This window comes from Kribbella yunnanensis, assembly GCF_039529655.1.
Classification (GTDB): Bacteria; Actinomycetota; Actinomycetes; order Propionibacteriales; family Kribbellaceae; genus Kribbella; species Kribbella yunnanensis.
On record NZ_BAAANF010000016.1, the window covers coordinates 403092 to 417627 of the forward strand.

Annotated in this window: 15 protein-coding genes; 11 read left to right on the plus strand and 4 right to left on the minus strand. The window is 68.8% G+C overall.

The annotated features are described in order from the left end of the window. The first annotated feature begins 33 nt into the window (after positions 1–33). On the plus strand, positions 34–1059 hold the full coding sequence (locus tag ABD231_RS22840; protein WP_344155436.1) for an alcohol dehydrogenase: 1026 nt from the start codon (positions 34–36) through the stop codon (positions 1057–1059). After that, entirely contained in the window at positions 1056–2024 is a 969-nt protein-coding gene (locus ABD231_RS22845) for a zinc-dependent alcohol dehydrogenase family protein (protein ID WP_344155439.1), read from the plus strand. Before ABD231_RS22840 ends, ABD231_RS22845 begins: the two co-directional genes overlap by 4 nt. Here ABD231_RS22845 and ABD231_RS22850 read toward each other — a convergent pair. After that, a complete protein-coding gene (locus ABD231_RS22850; protein WP_344155442.1) occupies positions 2014–2337 on the minus strand; it encodes a nuclear transport factor 2 family protein in 324 nt (107 codons plus the stop codon). The genes ABD231_RS22845 and ABD231_RS22850 overlap by 11 nt on opposite strands. A gap of 70 nt (positions 2338–2407) precedes the next feature. Here ABD231_RS22850 and ABD231_RS22855 point away from each other — a divergent pair, with 70 nt between their 5' ends. The 5 genes from ABD231_RS22855 (at position 2408) to ABD231_RS22875 (ending at position 5719) form a co-directional block, all read left to right on the plus strand. Continuing rightward, positions 2408–2893, plus strand: a complete 486-nt coding sequence (locus tag ABD231_RS22855; RefSeq protein WP_344155444.1) for a COG4315 family predicted lipoprotein — start codon at positions 2408–2410, stop codon at positions 2891–2893. 37 nt (positions 2894–2930) lie between these two features. Next, positions 2931–3461 carry a sigma-70 family RNA polymerase sigma factor gene (locus tag ABD231_RS22860; RefSeq protein WP_344155447.1) on the plus strand — a complete coding sequence of 177 codons (531 nt, stop codon included), beginning with the start codon at positions 2931–2933 and terminating at the stop codon, positions 3459–3461. Beyond that, positions 3458–4138 (plus strand): anti-sigma factor family protein, encoded by a 681-nt coding sequence (locus ABD231_RS22865; protein ID WP_344155450.1) that lies wholly within the window; start codon positions 3458–3460, stop codon positions 4136–4138. Before ABD231_RS22860 ends, ABD231_RS22865 begins: the two co-directional genes overlap by 4 nt. Positions 4139–4171: 33 nt before the next feature. Continuing rightward, positions 4172–5263: a threonine aldolase family protein gene (locus tag ABD231_RS22870; RefSeq protein WP_344155453.1), complete on the plus strand. Its 1092-nt coding sequence runs from the start codon at positions 4172–4174 to the stop codon at positions 5261–5263. 210 nt (positions 5264–5473) lie between these two features. Beyond that, positions 5474–5719: a dihydrofolate reductase family protein gene (locus ABD231_RS22875; RefSeq protein ID WP_344155838.1), complete on the plus strand. Its 246-nt coding sequence runs from the start codon at positions 5474–5476 to the stop codon at positions 5717–5719. Here the strand turns inward: ABD231_RS22875 and ABD231_RS22880 are convergent. From ABD231_RS22880 to ABD231_RS22890, 3 genes are read right to left on the minus strand one after another with little or no spacing between them, the layout of a single operon-like run. Next, the gene (locus tag ABD231_RS22880; protein WP_344155456.1) at positions 5702–7399 is read right to left on the minus strand and encodes an aldehyde dehydrogenase family protein; all 1698 of its coding nucleotides are present in this window, start codon (positions 7397–7399) and stop codon (positions 5702–5704) included. The genes ABD231_RS22875 and ABD231_RS22880 overlap by 18 nt on opposite strands. 10 nt (positions 7400–7409) lie before the next feature. After that, positions 7410–8315 (minus strand): M56 family metallopeptidase, encoded by a 906-nt coding sequence (locus ABD231_RS22885; RefSeq protein ID WP_344155459.1) that lies wholly within the window; start codon positions 8313–8315, stop codon positions 7410–7412. Continuing rightward, positions 8312–8698: a BlaI/MecI/CopY family transcriptional regulator gene (locus ABD231_RS22890; RefSeq protein ID WP_344155462.1), complete on the minus strand. Its 387-nt coding sequence runs from the start codon at positions 8696–8698 to the stop codon at positions 8312–8314. Before ABD231_RS22890 ends, ABD231_RS22885 begins: the two co-directional genes overlap by 4 nt. A gap of 79 nt (positions 8699–8777) precedes the next feature. Between ABD231_RS22890 and ABD231_RS22895 the strand changes: the two genes are divergently transcribed. The 4 genes from ABD231_RS22895 (at position 8778) to cydC (ending at position 14492) form a co-directional block, all read left to right on the plus strand. Further along, positions 8778–10196 (plus strand): cytochrome ubiquinol oxidase subunit I, encoded by a 1419-nt coding sequence (locus ABD231_RS22895; protein ID WP_344155465.1) that lies wholly within the window; start codon positions 8778–8780, stop codon positions 10194–10196. A gap of 11 nt (positions 10197–10207) precedes the next feature. Next, positions 10208–11191: a cytochrome d ubiquinol oxidase subunit II gene (cydB, locus tag ABD231_RS22900; protein ID WP_344155468.1), complete on the plus strand. Its 984-nt coding sequence runs from the start codon at positions 10208–10210 to the stop codon at positions 11189–11191. Beyond that, entirely contained in the window at positions 11188–12810 is a 1623-nt protein-coding gene (gene cydD, locus ABD231_RS22905) for a thiol reductant ABC exporter subunit CydD (RefSeq protein WP_344155471.1), read from the plus strand. The genes cydB and cydD overlap by 4 nt, the downstream gene beginning before the upstream one ends. Positions 12811–12923: 113 nt before the next feature. Next, complete coding sequence (cydC, locus tag ABD231_RS22910; protein ID WP_344155474.1) at positions 12924–14492, plus strand: thiol reductant ABC exporter subunit CydC; 1569 nt, start codon at positions 12924–12926, stop codon at positions 14490–14492. Positions 14493–14536 lie beyond the last annotated feature (44 nt).

Here is a 14536-nt window from a genome sequence, read left to right on the forward strand (position 1 = left end):
ATCCAAGATGACCGACCGTCTTAGAGGAGAATCATGGCTACCTATCGCGCGATCGAGGCTCTCGACGGAGCCTTCCAACAGGTCGAGCGCGAGCTGTCCGCACCCGGCGCCGGCCAGGTGCGGATCCGGGTCGAGGCCTGCGGGGTCTGTCACAGCGACGTCCTGGGCGTGCACAACCTGAACGGCAGCCGTCCAGCCGGTACGCCGGTGGTCCCGGGCCACGAGGTGGTCGGGTGGATCGACGCGGTCGGCACCGGGGTCGCGAACTGGACCGTCGGCCAACGCGCCGGTGTCGGCTTCCTCGCCGGACACTGCGGTGTCTGCGAGAGCTGCCGCCGCGGCGACTTCGTGTTCTGCACCGACCAGCCCGTCACCGGCGACACCATCGACGGCGGGTACGCCGAGTACCTGACCGCGCCGGCGAGCGGACTGGTCGCCGTACCGGATGAGTGGGATGCGGCGGAGGCAGCGCCTCTGCTGTGCGCGGGCATCACGGTGTTCAACGGTCTGCGCAAGGGCGCGGCCGGCCCGGGTGGTCTCGTAGCGGTGCAGGGCATCGGCGGGCTCGGCCATCTCGCCATCCAGTACGCCGCCAAGCTCGGCCTGCGCGTGGTCGCGATCGCTCGCGGTGTGGACAAGCGCGAACTGGCGCTCAAGCTCGGCGCGACCGACTACATCGACAGCTCGGCGGTCGACCCGGGCAAGGCGTTGCAGGAGCTCGGCGGTGCCCAGGTGATCGTCGCGACCGCGGCCAGTGGCGCCTCGATGTCACCGCTGGTCGAGGGGCTCGGCCTGCGCGGCAAGTTGATCGTGCTCGGCGCGGCCGCCGACCCGATCGAGGTCGGCACCGGCGCGCTGATCTTCGGTGGCCGGTCGATCGAGGGGTCGCTCACCGGCACCCCGAGCGAGAACGAGGCGAACCTCGCGTTCGCCCTCGCCCGTGACGTGCGGCCGATGGTCGAGCGGGTCCCGCTCGAGCAGGCCGCGGAGGCCTACGCCCGGATGATGTCCGGCGCGGCCCGATTCCGGATGGTTCTCACGACAGGAGCAGCACGATGAAGGTAGTCCTGAAGGCACTGGGCGAGCTGCTCGACAGCTCGGTCCTCGAATCCGCCGCAGACCCGGTCGGGCCGGGCGACGTGCTGGTCGCGATCGAGGCGGCCACGATCAACCCGGTCGACACGATGCTTGCCTCTGGCAACTACGGCTACCTGCCCAAGGTGCCGTTCGATCTCGGCACCGAAGGCATCGGGCGGGTGACCGAGGTGGGTACCGCCGTCGACCCGGCCCTGCACGGACGGCGCGTGCTGATCCTGCCGAACTACGAGCAGGGCACCTGGGCCGACCAGGTCGTGGTGAAGGCGACGAACGTCGTACCGATCCCGGACGGCGGCGATCCGTTGCAGCTGGCGATGGTCGGCACCAACCCGTTGACGGCGCACCTCGCGCTGACCAAGTTCGTCGATCTGAAACCGGGTGACTGGATCGGCCAGAACCTGGGCAACTCCGCGGTCGGGCAGTACGTGACCGCGCTGGCGAAACACGCCGGGCTCAAGGTGCTCAGCGTCGTACGGCGACCGGAAGCCGCGGAGGGACTGGAGTCCGACGTGGTCCTGGTCGACGGTGACGACCTCAGTGAGCGCATCCGATCCGCACTGGGGACGGACCGGTTCGAGCTGGTGCTCGACGGCGCCGGGGACTCAACAGTCGGCGCACTGGCGCATTGGGCCGCGTTTGGCGGCACTGTGGTCAGCTACTCGTCAGTGACCGGCCAAGCGCCAGCTGTCGGTTTGGGTGACCACATCTTCCAGCAGCTGCAGCTGCGCGGCCTGTGGATCCCTAACTGGCTTGAGCAGACACCTGCGAGTGAGATCGAGCAGACGTACGGCGAACTGGCCCGGCTGACCGTGGACGGCGTACTGCGGGCGCGGGTCGCGGCGACCTACCCCGTGGCGGAGTTCGCCAAGGCAGTGCAGCACTCGCGGCAGCCGGACCGCACCGGGAAGGTACTGCTCAGGCCGTGATGGTCATCGAGGCAAGCTGATCGCCCTGGACGTCGAAGGTGAAGTGGGACGGGCCGTTGAAGCCGTCACCGCCCACCTGAGTCACCAGGGTGATCGGATTGCCTGGTGTGGACACGCGGGTGTCGGTGAACGTCGCCCGCTTGCCGATCAGCTCGTTGTCACTCCAGGACCGGATACCGTCGTGGCCGCGGAACTGGCGGCCCCAGTCGTCGACGTACCCGTCGTCGGCGAAGGCTGCCACGAACGCGTCGTTGTCCTGCTGGTCGATCGCGGTGAGCGCACGCTGGACCGCGGCCGGAATCTCTTGGCTCATAACGCGATTGAACCACTAGCCGGATCGGCACGTATGGCAGGTGTTCAACGGACATTCCGAGGAGGACCTGATGAAGCGTGTGGCCGGTGTGGTGGGAGCGATCGTGCTGGGGCTCGGTGCGCTGACTGCTTGTGGTGACGACACGGGCGCGGGGAGCAACCCCAGCACCAGTACGTCGCAGTCCGCGGCGCAGCTGAAGACCGCGGACAGCGGACTCGGCAAGATCCTTGTCGATGGCAACGGACGGACCGTGTACGTGTTCGACAAGGACACGGCCGGCAAGTCCAACTGTGAGGGGGAGTGCCTCGCGAAGTGGCCGGCGGTAGCGGCCGGCGACAGCACGCCGAAACTCGACGGGGTCGAGGTGACGACGATCACCCGTTCCGACGGCAGCAAGCAGCTGGCGGTCGGCGGACTGCCGATCTACCTGTTCGCGGGTGACGGCAAGGGCGGCGACACCAAGGGACAGGCTGTTGGCGGGATCTGGTGGGTGGTCGGCCCGGACGGTAAGAAGATCACGACCCAGCCCTCGAACGATGGCAACGCCGGCTACTGAGTTCTTCCCGGCCTGGGCACCCGCTATCGTTCCGTCGGTGAGTGCCTACCAGGGTCCGGATGCGGGCGAGACGTTCGTCCGCAACCTGTACGCCGAGCACGGTCGTAGCGTGCTGGCGTACGCGACCCGCCTGACCGGCGACCGGGCCGCGGCCGAGGACGTCGTACAGGAGACGCTGGTCCGGGCGTGGAAGCACGCAGACGACCTGGACCAGTCCAAGGGCTCGGTGCGGGGCTGGCTGCTGACGGTGGCGCGCAATATCGTCACCGACCGGGCCAGAGCGCGAGCCGCGCGACCTGTCGAGGTGGCGGACGTGGTCGACCAGCCTCCGGTCGAGCGGGATCATTCAGAGTCGGTGGTGAACACCATGGTGGTGCTGGGTGCCCTGGATCAGGTATCACCCGAGCACCGCGAGGTGCTGGTCGAGCTGTACTACCGGGACCGCTCGGTGGCAGAGGCGGCCAAAGAACTCGGGGTGCCGCCGGGTACCGTGAAATCAAGAACGTACTACGCCCTCCGAGCTCTGCGCGCGGTGATGGCCGGACACAACGGGGAGGTGGCCCGATGACTGAGCATGACCACTCACAACTGGGTGCCTACGCGTTGGATGCGCTGGACGCCGCCGAGCGGCGCGAGGTGGATGAGCACCTGGCCACGTGTGCCGAGTGCCAGGCCGAGCTGGCCGAGCTCGAGGAGATGAAGGAGTTCCTCGGCGAGGTGCCGCCGGAGGCGTTCCTGGACGGGCCGCCCGAGGACGGTGACCTGCTGTTGCAGCGCACGCTGCGCGAGGTGCGGGAGACCGCAAAGCCTGTCCGTCAGAAGAACCAGTGGAAGCCGTGGCTGCTGGTCGCGGCCGCAGTGGTCCTGGTGGCGGGTGTGCTGGGCGGCGGCGTGCTGATCGGTCGTCAGACCGTCGACCAGGCTGATGCGCCCGTTCCGGGTTCCAGGCAGGTTACGGCGACGGATGCGGCGACCGGGACGACGATGGCGACCACAGTGGAGCCCCGGGAAGGCTGGGCCTGGATCCAGGTCAAGATCACCGGTCTGAAGCCTGGTGCCGAGTGCGTGATGCTCGTGACCGACAAGGCCGGGAAGACGTGGACTGCGGGCAGCTGGCTCATCTCTGACAAAGCTGCGCGCGACGGCAGCCGCTTCGGTGGTGGAGTGCTGGTGCCACCGGACCAGGTGAAGTCGGTGGAGATCAAGACCGTGCAGGGCGAGCACGTGGTCACGACGACGGTCTGAAAATCTTCTTGCGGCGCACGAGAGGATGGACTCGTGGCTACCTCCGCAGACGACCTCCGAGACCGTCGTAAGTCCGCCAGCGAGAACTGTGACCGCTGGTTGTCACATGCCTTCGTGCCGGCGCCGGAGCGGTTGCGGCGCCTGGCCGAGGCGGCTACTGAGGAGAAGTACGACAGCTACGGCCACGGTGGTGACATCGAGGCCGTGGAGCAGGAGGTCGCCGACCTGCTCGGCAAGCCGGCGGCGGTGTTCATGCCGTCCGGCATCATGGCGCAGCAGAGCATCCTGCGCGTATACGCCGACCGTGCCGGGACCAAGCGGGTCGCCGTCCACGGGCAGTCGCACCTCCTGGTTCATGAGCTGAACGCGCTGGAGGAGGTGCACCAGCTTCGGATCGAGCGGCTCACCTCCGACCCACGGCAGCCGCGGCCGGACGAGCTGGCCGCGATTCCCGGCAAGCTCGCCGCGGTGACGCTGGAGCTGCCGCTGCGCGACCCGGGATTCCTGCTGCCCACCTGGGACGAGCTGGTGGTATTCGCGGCCGCTTGCGCGGACCGCGGCGTACCGCTGCATCTCGATGGCGCCCGCCTGTGGGAGAGCACGCCGTACCTGGGGCACAGCCTGGCGGAGATCTCCGCGCTGGCGACCTCGGTGTACGTGTCGTTCTACAAGGGTCTTGGCGGATTGGCCGGTGCGGTCCTGGCCGGGCCCGAGGACCTGATAGCCGAGGCCCGACGCTGGCAGCGCCGACTCGGCGGCAACCTGTACACGATGCTCCCGTACGCCGTTGCTGCACGCGAGGGTCTGCGCACTGCGCTCCCGCTGATGGGCGAGCTGTATGAGCGTGCGGTCGAGGTGGCCACGGCTCTGCAGGGTGAGGGTTATCGCGTGGTGCCCGACCCGCCGCACACCAACTCGTTCCAGGTGTACGCACCACGGGACGCCGCGGCGATGGACGCCGCCGCGGTCGACCGCATGGAGCGGACCCGCGAGTCGATCTGCGCTGGCTGGCAGCCGGCCGCCGTACCGGGCTGGTCGTGGCTCGAGCTGGTGATCACTCCGAACACCCTGCAGTGGTCGGTGGCCGAGATCACCAAGGCGTATGGGGAACTTTTGCGAGGCTGAACACGTCCACCCGATAGATGCTGGGGATCGTGTGGGGAAATCGGGGAGAGAAGTGCTGACGTTCGTTGTAACCATGGTTGTTCTACTCGTGCTGGCCGGACTGGTCCTGCTCGCTGTCGCCCGCGGCGAAGGCAAACACTTCGGCTAACCTCCCCGGATGAGACAGCTCATCTTCCAGGAGTACGTCACTCTCGACGGCCACGCCGCGCGCTGAAGGCCGAGGACGGCAAGGACATCATCCTGTGGGGCAGCATCTCGCTGTTCCACTCGTTGCTCGCCGCCGGCCTCGTCGACGAGATCGAGTTGCGGGTCTGCCCGATCCTGCTCGGTGCGGGGCGCGGCGTGTTCCCCGCCGACGGCTCGACGCTGGGCCTCGAGCTGATCGAGGCGCGCGCGTGGGGCGAGCACGGGTCCCTGCTGCGCTACCGGCCGACGGGATCAGCCGCGCATCGCTGAGAGCAGGATGCCGGGGAGGTGACGTAGCTTCCCGTCGGCTGCGAACCGGGCGAGCCGCCTCGAGGTGACGAGCGAGGTCTTGTTGGTGACGAACCATGGCGGGCGCGGTGACATCGACGACTCGCCCGCGCTGATCGAGCGGGGGAACGGGGTGAACGGCCCGCGGACGACGGTCTTCTGCGGGCGGTCGAAGAGCAGCGCGTTGTGCACCACACCGATCCCGCTCTGTACGTCGTCCGGCGTGTGACCGGGGAATGCGCCCCAGGTCGCGCGCGGGCTGCTGTAGCCGACTGCGGTCCAGGCGTTGACCCCGACCGTGCCGTAGCGCAAGGCAGCCACCGCGTCGTCGAGCTTCGGACCGAGCTGGCGGATCGTCTTCGGGTGGATCAGGAGGTTGGCGCCAAGCGTGCCGTGGAGCTGCTCATTCGCGAAGGTCACCGCCTGGTCCAGGAAGTCGGCGGCTGATCCGGCGGGCAGCGAGGTGGTGGCCAGTGCCGGTGCGAAGAACTCGGTCGTGAACGCGTAGGCCTTCGGGTCCGCGGCGTCGATCCCAGGCACCAGGGTGCGGCTGCCGGCCAGCGTCTCCGCCTGTGGGTAGGCGTCGTTCACACCCTGCCGCCGATCGTCGGCACCGGGGTAGTAGGCCGGTCGCTGCTCAGCCCGGGCGAGAGCGTCCCGTACGGCGACGGTCAGCGCCTCGGTGTGCTCCCACCCCTCGGGCAGTACCAAGACCTGCGCGGCGATGCAGTTGAAGCCGCTGTTCTGCAGCTTCTGGGTGGCGATGTGCTCGGCCTGGAAGGCGATGTCGGCCTTCGACCACGGGCCGGGCACGACGATCGTCGGGCCGACCCCGCCGAGCTCCGACGTGACCGGCTTCGGGTTGACGCGTTCGTCGCGTTCCCGACGGGCCGCGGCCTCGGGACCGACGCCGTACACGATCGCGTCGTGGGTGCGCTCGCTGCCGGTCACGTGGATGCTGTCGACGCCGGGGTGGGTGCAGAGGTACTCGCCGACGTCCGCGCCGCCGTTGACGAAGCGGAGGAAGCCGTCCGCGATCAGCGGGGCGAAGATCTCCTCGAACAGCGGGCCGAGGTAGTCGTTCACCGGGTTCAGCTTGCAGATCACGACCTCGTTGTCGGCGTACAGCTTGTAGAGCACGTCGAGCGGTGCGATCGACGAGACGTTCCCAGCACCGAGCACCAGCGCGACCTTGCCGGCGGCACGCGGGCCGCGATATGCGGAACCGAGGTGGTCGCGGACGTTCGCAGCCGTGACGCCAGGCTGCATCCACACCTCGGAGCTGAAGCCGTTGAGGAGCAGCCACTCGTTGAAGTCGTGCGGCGCGACGCGCACCACCGTCTGACCGTCGGCGCGCTCGCTCACGACAGACCCTCGCAGCGGATCCGTGCCGGCGTCGATCGCCTGCAGCGTCTCCGAGATGGCAGCCAGCCAGGTCAGTACGCCGTACGGGCCCGCCAGCCACTCCTCGCCGAGCAGCGGCGAGTCTTCGCGCAGCCCCTTGGCTTCTGCTGCCAGGGCGACCCAGCGGTCCGAACGCTCCGCGAGCAGGGACCGGATCCGATCGAGATAGCCGATCCGGCCCGCGATGGGCAGCTCGGCCCAGCGGTCCTTCGCATCGGTGAGGTCGCGGACGGCCTGGTCGAGGGCGGTGCTGTCCATGGGGGGCTCCTCAGCTGACGGCGTTGACGATTGCCTGCACGATAGGGGCCGCGACGGTGATGGTCGGCACGACCAGCAACAGGGCGGCGACGGTATAGGTGCCGACGGCAAGTGCAGTGTTCCCCGGCTCGGGGTCGGCCAGTCGTTGGACTCGCAGGACAGTAGATGATTTTGCAGCGGCGAGACCGGCCTCAGGGGCGGGGGAGCCGGCCAGTGCGACCAATGCCCGGGCCAGTGGGCGCGGACCGTTGCGGCGGCGGGCGTCGTCGTCGGCGAGTAGCTCTACGAGCGTGCGGGCCTGTTCGAGCGCGACCTCGCTGCGCACCCAGCGCGGGAAGGCCGCGTGGAGTGCGGTGAACGCCTCCAGGACCAGGTCGTGTCGCGCCCGCAGGTGTGCCTGCTCGTGGGCGAGGACGGCTTTGAGCTCGGTGCCGTCGAGCCGGTCGAGTGCGCCGACGGAGACGACCACCCGGTGGCCGCTGATCGCGGGCAGGCAGTAGGCGAGTGGAGTCTCTTCAGCCAGAACGCGCAGTCCGGGGATCAGACCGTCCGGAGTGGCCAGTACGTCGACCAGGTCGCGATGCCGGCGGCGTCGGGCCCGAGTGCCGACGGCCACCTTCCCGGTGGCCCACAGAAGACGCAGTACAACCAGCGCGGTCATCGCGAGGATTGCTGCAGCCAAGAGGTCGCGGGGCGACGACGGGTTGAAGCGTGGCTCACCCGGCTGACCGGCTGTCGAGTAGGAGAGCGCAATACCGGCACCGAGTGCGGCCAGTACGGCGGCGAGTGCGATCGCCTGCCACAGTGCGACCGCGGCGCGGGGGACCCGGTACGGCCAGGCAGAACGTGCCAGCAGGGCCGGCGCCGGTCCGGTGAGCGCCAGGGCCAGTACGGCGAGCAGGACCGGGGTGATCACCCCTCCCGCTCCTCCAACCTGGCCAGCGCCTCTCGGAGCAGCTCGGCCTCTTCGTCACTCACCTGGTCGACGAACCGGACCAGCGCCTCACGGCGATCACCAGCGCGGTCGAGTGCGTCGCGCATCAGGTCGGCGGCCATCTCCTCACGGGGCGCGGCAGCCCGGTACCGCCAGGCTTTGCCGTCGCGCTCGCGCTCGGTTAGCTTCTTCTTCGCCAACCGGTCCAGCACGGTCATCACGGTCGTGTAGGCCAGGTCGCGGGTGGTGGAGACCTGCTCGTAGACCGCGCGCACGGTGAGCGCGTCCGGCGCCGCCCACAGCTGCTCCATGACGACGCGCTCGAGATCGCCGAGCGGTCGCGGGGCCTTCTCCTCACTGGTCACGTGACCAGTATAACTACGCGTTGTAGTAGATCTGCGCTACGATCTACTACGCAACGTCGTAGACGTGTCTGGAGGGCTCGTGGACACCTTGGATCTGGCCCGGTGGCAGTTCGCCGTCACCACCGTGTACCACTTCTTCTTCGTCCCGGTGACGATCGCGCTGGTCGCGATCACCGCCGGTCTGCAGACCGCGTGGTACCGGACCGGCAAGGAGAAGTACCTCCGGCTGACCAAGTTCTACGGGAAGCTGTTCCTGATCAACATCGCGATGGGCGTGGTCACCGGCCTCGTCCAGGAGTTCCAGTTCGGGATGAACTGGAGCGACTACTCGCGCTTCGTCGGTGACGTGTTCGGCGCGCCACTGGCGCTGGAGGGGCTGCTCGCGTTCTTCGTCGAGTCGACCTTCATCGGGTTGTGGATGTTCGGCTGGGACCGGCTGCCGAAGCTCGTGCACCTCGGCTGCATCTGGATGGTGGTGCTGGGCACGCAGCTGTCGGCGTACTTCATCCTGGCCGCCAACTCCTGGATGCAGAACCCGGTCGGTTTCCGCTACAACGCCGAGCGCGGCCGGGCCGAGCTGACCGATCTGGGGGCGGTGCTCACCAACAAGGTCGTGCTCGTCACCTACCCACACACGATCTTCGCCGCCTTCATGGTCGGCGGTGCGTTCGTCGCCGCGGTCGCGCTGTGGCACCTGCTCCGGCGGCCCGACGTGGACCGCGATGTGTTCCGGACGGCGCTGAAGATCGGCGCGGTGATCGTGCTCGCGGCCAGCGCCGGGGTCGCGATCAGCGGTGACCAGCAAGGCAAGGTGATGACCGAGGTGCAGCCGATGAAGATGGCGGCCGCCGAGGCGCTCTACGAGACCGAGAAGCCGGCGTCGTTCTCGGTGTTCACGATCGGCACGCTGGACGGTTCGAAGGAGATCTTCTCGGTCAAGGTGCCGTACTTGCTGTCGTTCCTCGGCACCGGCCACTTCGACGGCGAGGTCAAGGGCATCGACTCGCTGCAGGAGGCCTACGAGAAGCTCTACGGCCCGGGCTCCTACAGTCCCAACATCCCGCTGGCGTACTGGACGTTCCGGTTGATGATCGGCGTCGGGTTGGCGTCCGGGGGGATCGCGCTGTGGTTGCTCTGGGCAACCAGGAAGGGCCGGGCGCCGGCCAAGTGGCTGATCTGGACGGTCGCACCACTACCCCTGATGCCACTGGTGGCGAACTGCTTCGGCTGGATCTTCACCGAGACCGGACGCCAACCGTGGCTGGTGTTCGGGCTGCTGCCCACCGCATCGGGCGTCTCACCGGGCACCACGGCCGCTGAGGTGATCACCTCACTGGCCGGCTTCACCGTCCTGTACGGCGTGCTCGCGGTGGTCGAGGTGAAGCTGATGCTCCGCACCATCCGGGCCGGCCTGGCCGGGACGGACACCCCGGCACCGGGTTCCGCACCGGACGACGATTCCGAACCCGCCGACAAACCACTGTCGTTCGCGTACTGAAGGGCTGACTGATGGAGCTCACGACTGTCTGGTTCCTCGTGATCGCGGGGCTGTGGACCGGCTACTTCGTGCTGGAGGGTTTCGACTTCGGGGTCGGCGCGCTGCTGCGGGTGATCGGCCGGGACGAACCCGAGCGGCGGGCGGCGATCACCACGATCGGCCCGGTCTGGGACGGTAACGAGGTGTGGCTGGTGATGGCCGGTGCGGCAACATTCGCGGCCTTCCCGGACTGGTACGCGACGCTGTTCAGCGGTTTCTACCTGCCGCTGTTCGCGATCCTGGTCGCGCTGATCCTGCGTGGCGTCGCACTGGAGTACCGCGGGAAACGGGCCGACCTGGAGTGGCGTGGCCGAATGGACACGCTGATCACGATCGGCTCGGTGGTGCCTGCGCTGCTCTGGGGGATCATCTTCGCCAACGTGGTCCGCGGCGTTCCGTTGGACGGCTCACATGAGTTCGTCGGCAGTCTCGGCGATCTGTTCGGGCCGTTCGCGCTGCTCGGCGGAGTGACGTTCGTGGCGGTCTTCGCGACCCACGGTGCGATCTTCCTGGCATTGCGGACCGACGGCGTCCTGCGGGAGCGGGCGAACCGGCTGGCTAGGCGGCTCGGCCTGGTGACCGCGTTGCTGGCGGTCGCCTTCCTCTGGTGGGCGCAGGCCCTACGCGGTGACACTGGCTCGGCGGTCGTCGCGGTTGCGGCTGCGGTGACCTTCGTCGGCGGGTTGGTAGCCAACCGATTCGGCCGCGAGGGCTGGGCCTTCACCGGTACGGCGGTTGCTACCGGCCTGACCGTGGTGTCGCTGTTCGCCGCGCTGTTCCCGGTGGTGATCCCGTCCACCCTGGATCCCCAGTCGACGCTGACCGCGGTCGAGGCGGCATCGACGGCGTACACGCTGAAGATCCTGACGATCATCGCGGCGATCTTCACGCCGCTGGTTCTGCTCTACCAGGGTTGGACTTACTGGGTCTTCCGCAAGCGGGTCGTGGTGGCATGAAGCCCCTCGATCCACGGTTGCTGCGCCGGGCCAAGGCGGCGCGGAGCTTCCTGGTGGCGTCGGTGCTGATCGGCATCGCCAGTGGGGCGCTGATCATCGTGCAGGCGGTCCTGTTGGCGCAGGGTATTGCGGGAGCGGTGCTGCACGGTGCGGACGTGACAGGGGTTGCGTGGGCGCTGGCTGCGGTGGTGGCTGGGCGTGCGGCGCTGCTGTGGCTGCAGGAGGTGGTGGCGCAGCGCGCTGCGGCCGCAGTGAAGTCCACACTGCGTCGCCAGGTGCTGGAGCATGCGTTGAAGCTTGGTCCGGTGTGGCTGAGCGGTGAGCGCAGCAGTGCGCTGACCACGCTGCTGACCAAGGGACTCGACGACCTCGATCCGTACTTCGCCCGGTATCTGCCGCAATTGGTGCTCGCGGCAACAGTTCCGGCCGGAGTGGTCGGCTGGATGGCGACCGGCGATCTGATCGCGGCCGGGACGGTGGTGGTCACGCTGCCGTTGATTCCGATCTTCATGGCGTTGATCGGCTGGGCGACCCAGGCACACAGCCGACGGCGTCAGCAGGCGCTGGGGGTGCTCGCACACCACTTCACCGATGTCGTGACCGGTCTGCCGACATTGAAGCTGTTTGGTCGGGCGAAGGCCCAGGAGGACGCCGTACGCCGGGTCACGGACCGGCACCGGGTTGCGTCGATGAGCAGTTTGCGGGTCGCGTTCCTGTCGTCGTTCGCGTTGGAGTTGCTGGCCAGCATCTCGGTGGCGCTGGTGGCGGTCGGGGTTGGGCTCCGGCTGATCGAAGGACACCTCGGCCTGCAGACCGCGCTGATGGTGCTGATCCTCGCGCCGGAGGCCTACCTGCCGTTGCGTCAGGTAGGCATGCACTTCCACGCCAGCGCGGACGGGGTTGCGGCCGGCGAGGAGGTGTTTCGGGTGCTGGAGACGCCACTGCCGGAGCGGGGCGAGCGGACCGACGTACCGGATCTGCGGTCTCACACTCTGCAGTTGTTTGACGTGTCGGTGCGGTATCCGGGGAGGTCGGAGCCGGCACTCGAAGGGTTCGACCTGGAGGTGCGGCCGGGGGAGGTGGTCGCGCTCACCGGAGCAAGCGGTGCTGGCAAGTCGACGGTGCTCGCAGTGCTGCTTGGCTTCGTCGTACCGGAGCGGGGTGTGGTTGTCGTCGGTGGGAGTGCGGCGGACGAATTCGATCCGACTGTGTGGCGGCGACAGTTCGCCTGGGTGCCCCAGCGGCCGGGACTGCGGATGGGGACGGTCGCCGACAACGTCCGCCTCGGCAACCCCACCGCCACGGATGACGCCGTCCGCCTGGCCCTTCTGGCGGCCGGCGCCGACCTTGACCTGGACAAACCAGTCGGCGAACGCGGCCAACTCCTCTCCGGCGGCCAGCAACGCCGAGTAGCCCTCGCCCGAGCCCTCATCACCGAAGCCCCGGTCCTCCTCCTGGACGAGCCCACCGCCGGCCTCGACGCCGATAGCGAAGCCACCGTCATCGCCACCCTTCGAGCCACCGGCCGCACAGTCCTCCTAGTAGCCCACCGCCCCGCCCTGATCGCAGCCGCCGACCGCACAGTCGTCGTCGGAAACCAGGAACTGGTGCCAGCATGAGCCGCCAACAACAACCCGCGAGCCACCTCCCGCCTACTCCCCGATCCCCACATCGCGTGACGAAGGGGACTTGGGCGTTGGTGCGGCCGCAGCGGGGAGTGTGGTGGCGGTTGGTGCTTGCTCTCGTGGCGGGGGTTGCGGCTGCGGGGTCTGCGGTGGCGTTGCTGGCTACGTCGGCTTGGTTGATCACCACGGCTGCCGCTCAGCCGCCGGTGCTGATCTTGCTGGTGCCGATCGTGGCTGTGCGCGCCTTCGGGGTCGGGCGGGGCGTCTTCCGGTACGTCGAACGGCTGGCCGGCCACGATGCGGCGTACCGGGTGTTGGGGGAGACCCGGGCGCGGATCACCGGTCGGCTGGAGCGGATCGCGCCTGGCGGGTTGAGCGGTCGTCGGCAGGGCGATCTGTTGGCACGGCTGGTGCTTGACGTGGATGCGGTCCTCGATCTGTGGCTGCGGGTGCTGTTGCCGGTCGCCGTCGCGATGGTGACGGCGCTCGCGACCGTGGCTCTGTTGGCGCTGCTGCTGCCGACCGCCGGTGCTGCGGTCGCGGTGGCTGTGTTGGTCGCGTGCACCGTCGTGCCGTGGCTGACCGCGCGGACGGCGGCGCGTGCTGAGCGGCGGCTGGCGGGGGAGCGGGGCGACGTGGCGGCGTCCGCTACCGAGACGCTGCTGACTGCGGGCGACATCGTCGCGTTCAACGCGGTCGACGACGTACTGGCGGACTTCAGTGCCAGTGACGCCAGGCTGGCTGCGGCGGAGCGCCGTTCGGCCTGGAGCGCCGGGCTGGGCGGTGCGCTCCTCGTGCTGTGTGTGGGCGGCGCGAGCATTGCCGGTCTGGTTCTGGGCAGCACGGCGAACATCACCGGCGCGGTGTTCGCCGTGCTCGTCCTCACCCCGCTCGCCCTGGCAGATGTCCTCGGCGGGATCCCGGCTGCGGCGCAGCTCGCCATTCGGGTGCGAGCCGCCCTCGGCCGCGTGCAGGAGCTGGTCGACGCCCCCGAGCCGGTGCGTGAGCCGGCCACCGCGGTGGCGCTGCCGCGCGGGCGTGACCTGGAGGTGAAGCACCTCCGGGTCGGGTACAGCGACGACGACGTACTGGATGGGCTGAGCCTGGACATGCCGGCCGGGAGCCGGGTGGTGATCACCGGGGCGAGCGGATCGGGGAAGAGCACGCTGGCGGCGGTCCTGCTCCGGTTCTTGGAGCCGCGCGATGGAGAGGTGCTCCTGGACGGTGTGGATTTGGCGAGCCTCGAAGGCGATCAGGTGCGGTCGGTGGTCGGGCTGCTGACCCAGGAGAGCCATGTGTTCGACACGACCATCCGGGAGAACCTGCTGCTCGCCCACCCCGGAGCCAGCGACCTGCGGTTGTGGCGGGCGCTGTACCTCGCCCGGCTCGGAGTGTTCGTCGAAGGACTGCCGGACGGGTTGGACACGATGGTCGGCGAGCACGGGGCTCGGCTGTCCGGTGGTGAGCGACAGCGGCTCGCGTTCGCCCGATTGCTGCTCGCGGACCGCGACGTACTCGTGCTGGACGAGCCCACCGAACACCTGGACGAGGAGACCGGCCGCGCGCTCCTCGCCGACCTGTTCCAAGCCGCAGGCAGACGGACTGTGGTGCTGCTGACCCACAGACCTGACCTAGCACCCACTCACGCACGGCGACAGGCAGTACACCTCCCGTGACGGCTGATCTGATGGATGCTGGCGGCGGGCCGGGTGTCTGCCAA

Coding starts and splice junctions, on each gene's coding strand:
- ABD231_RS22840 (WP_344155436.1), top strand. CDS start 34: ATGGCTACCTATCGCGCGATCGAGGCTCTCGACGGAGCCTTCCAACAG.
- ABD231_RS22845 (WP_344155439.1), top strand. CDS start 1,056: ATGAAGGTAGTCCTGAAGGCACTGGGCGAGCTGCTCGACAGCTCGGTC.
- ABD231_RS22850 (WP_344155442.1), bottom strand. CDS start 2,337: ATGAGCCAAGAGATTCCGGCCGCGGTCCAGCGTGCGCTCACCGCGATC.
- ABD231_RS22855 (WP_344155444.1), top strand. CDS start 2,408: ATGAAGCGTGTGGCCGGTGTGGTGGGAGCGATCGTGCTGGGGCTCGGT.
- ABD231_RS22865 (WP_344155450.1), top strand. CDS start 3,458: ATGACTGAGCATGACCACTCACAACTGGGTGCCTACGCGTTGGATGCG.
- ABD231_RS22880 (WP_344155456.1), bottom strand. CDS start 7,399: ATGGACAGCACCGCCCTCGACCAGGCCGTCCGCGACCTCACCGATGCG.
- cydB (WP_344155468.1), top strand. CDS start 10,208: ATGGAGCTCACGACTGTCTGGTTCCTCGTGATCGCGGGGCTGTGGACC.
- cydD (WP_344155471.1), top strand. CDS start 11,188: ATGAAGCCCCTCGATCCACGGTTGCTGCGCCGGGCCAAGGCGGCGCGG.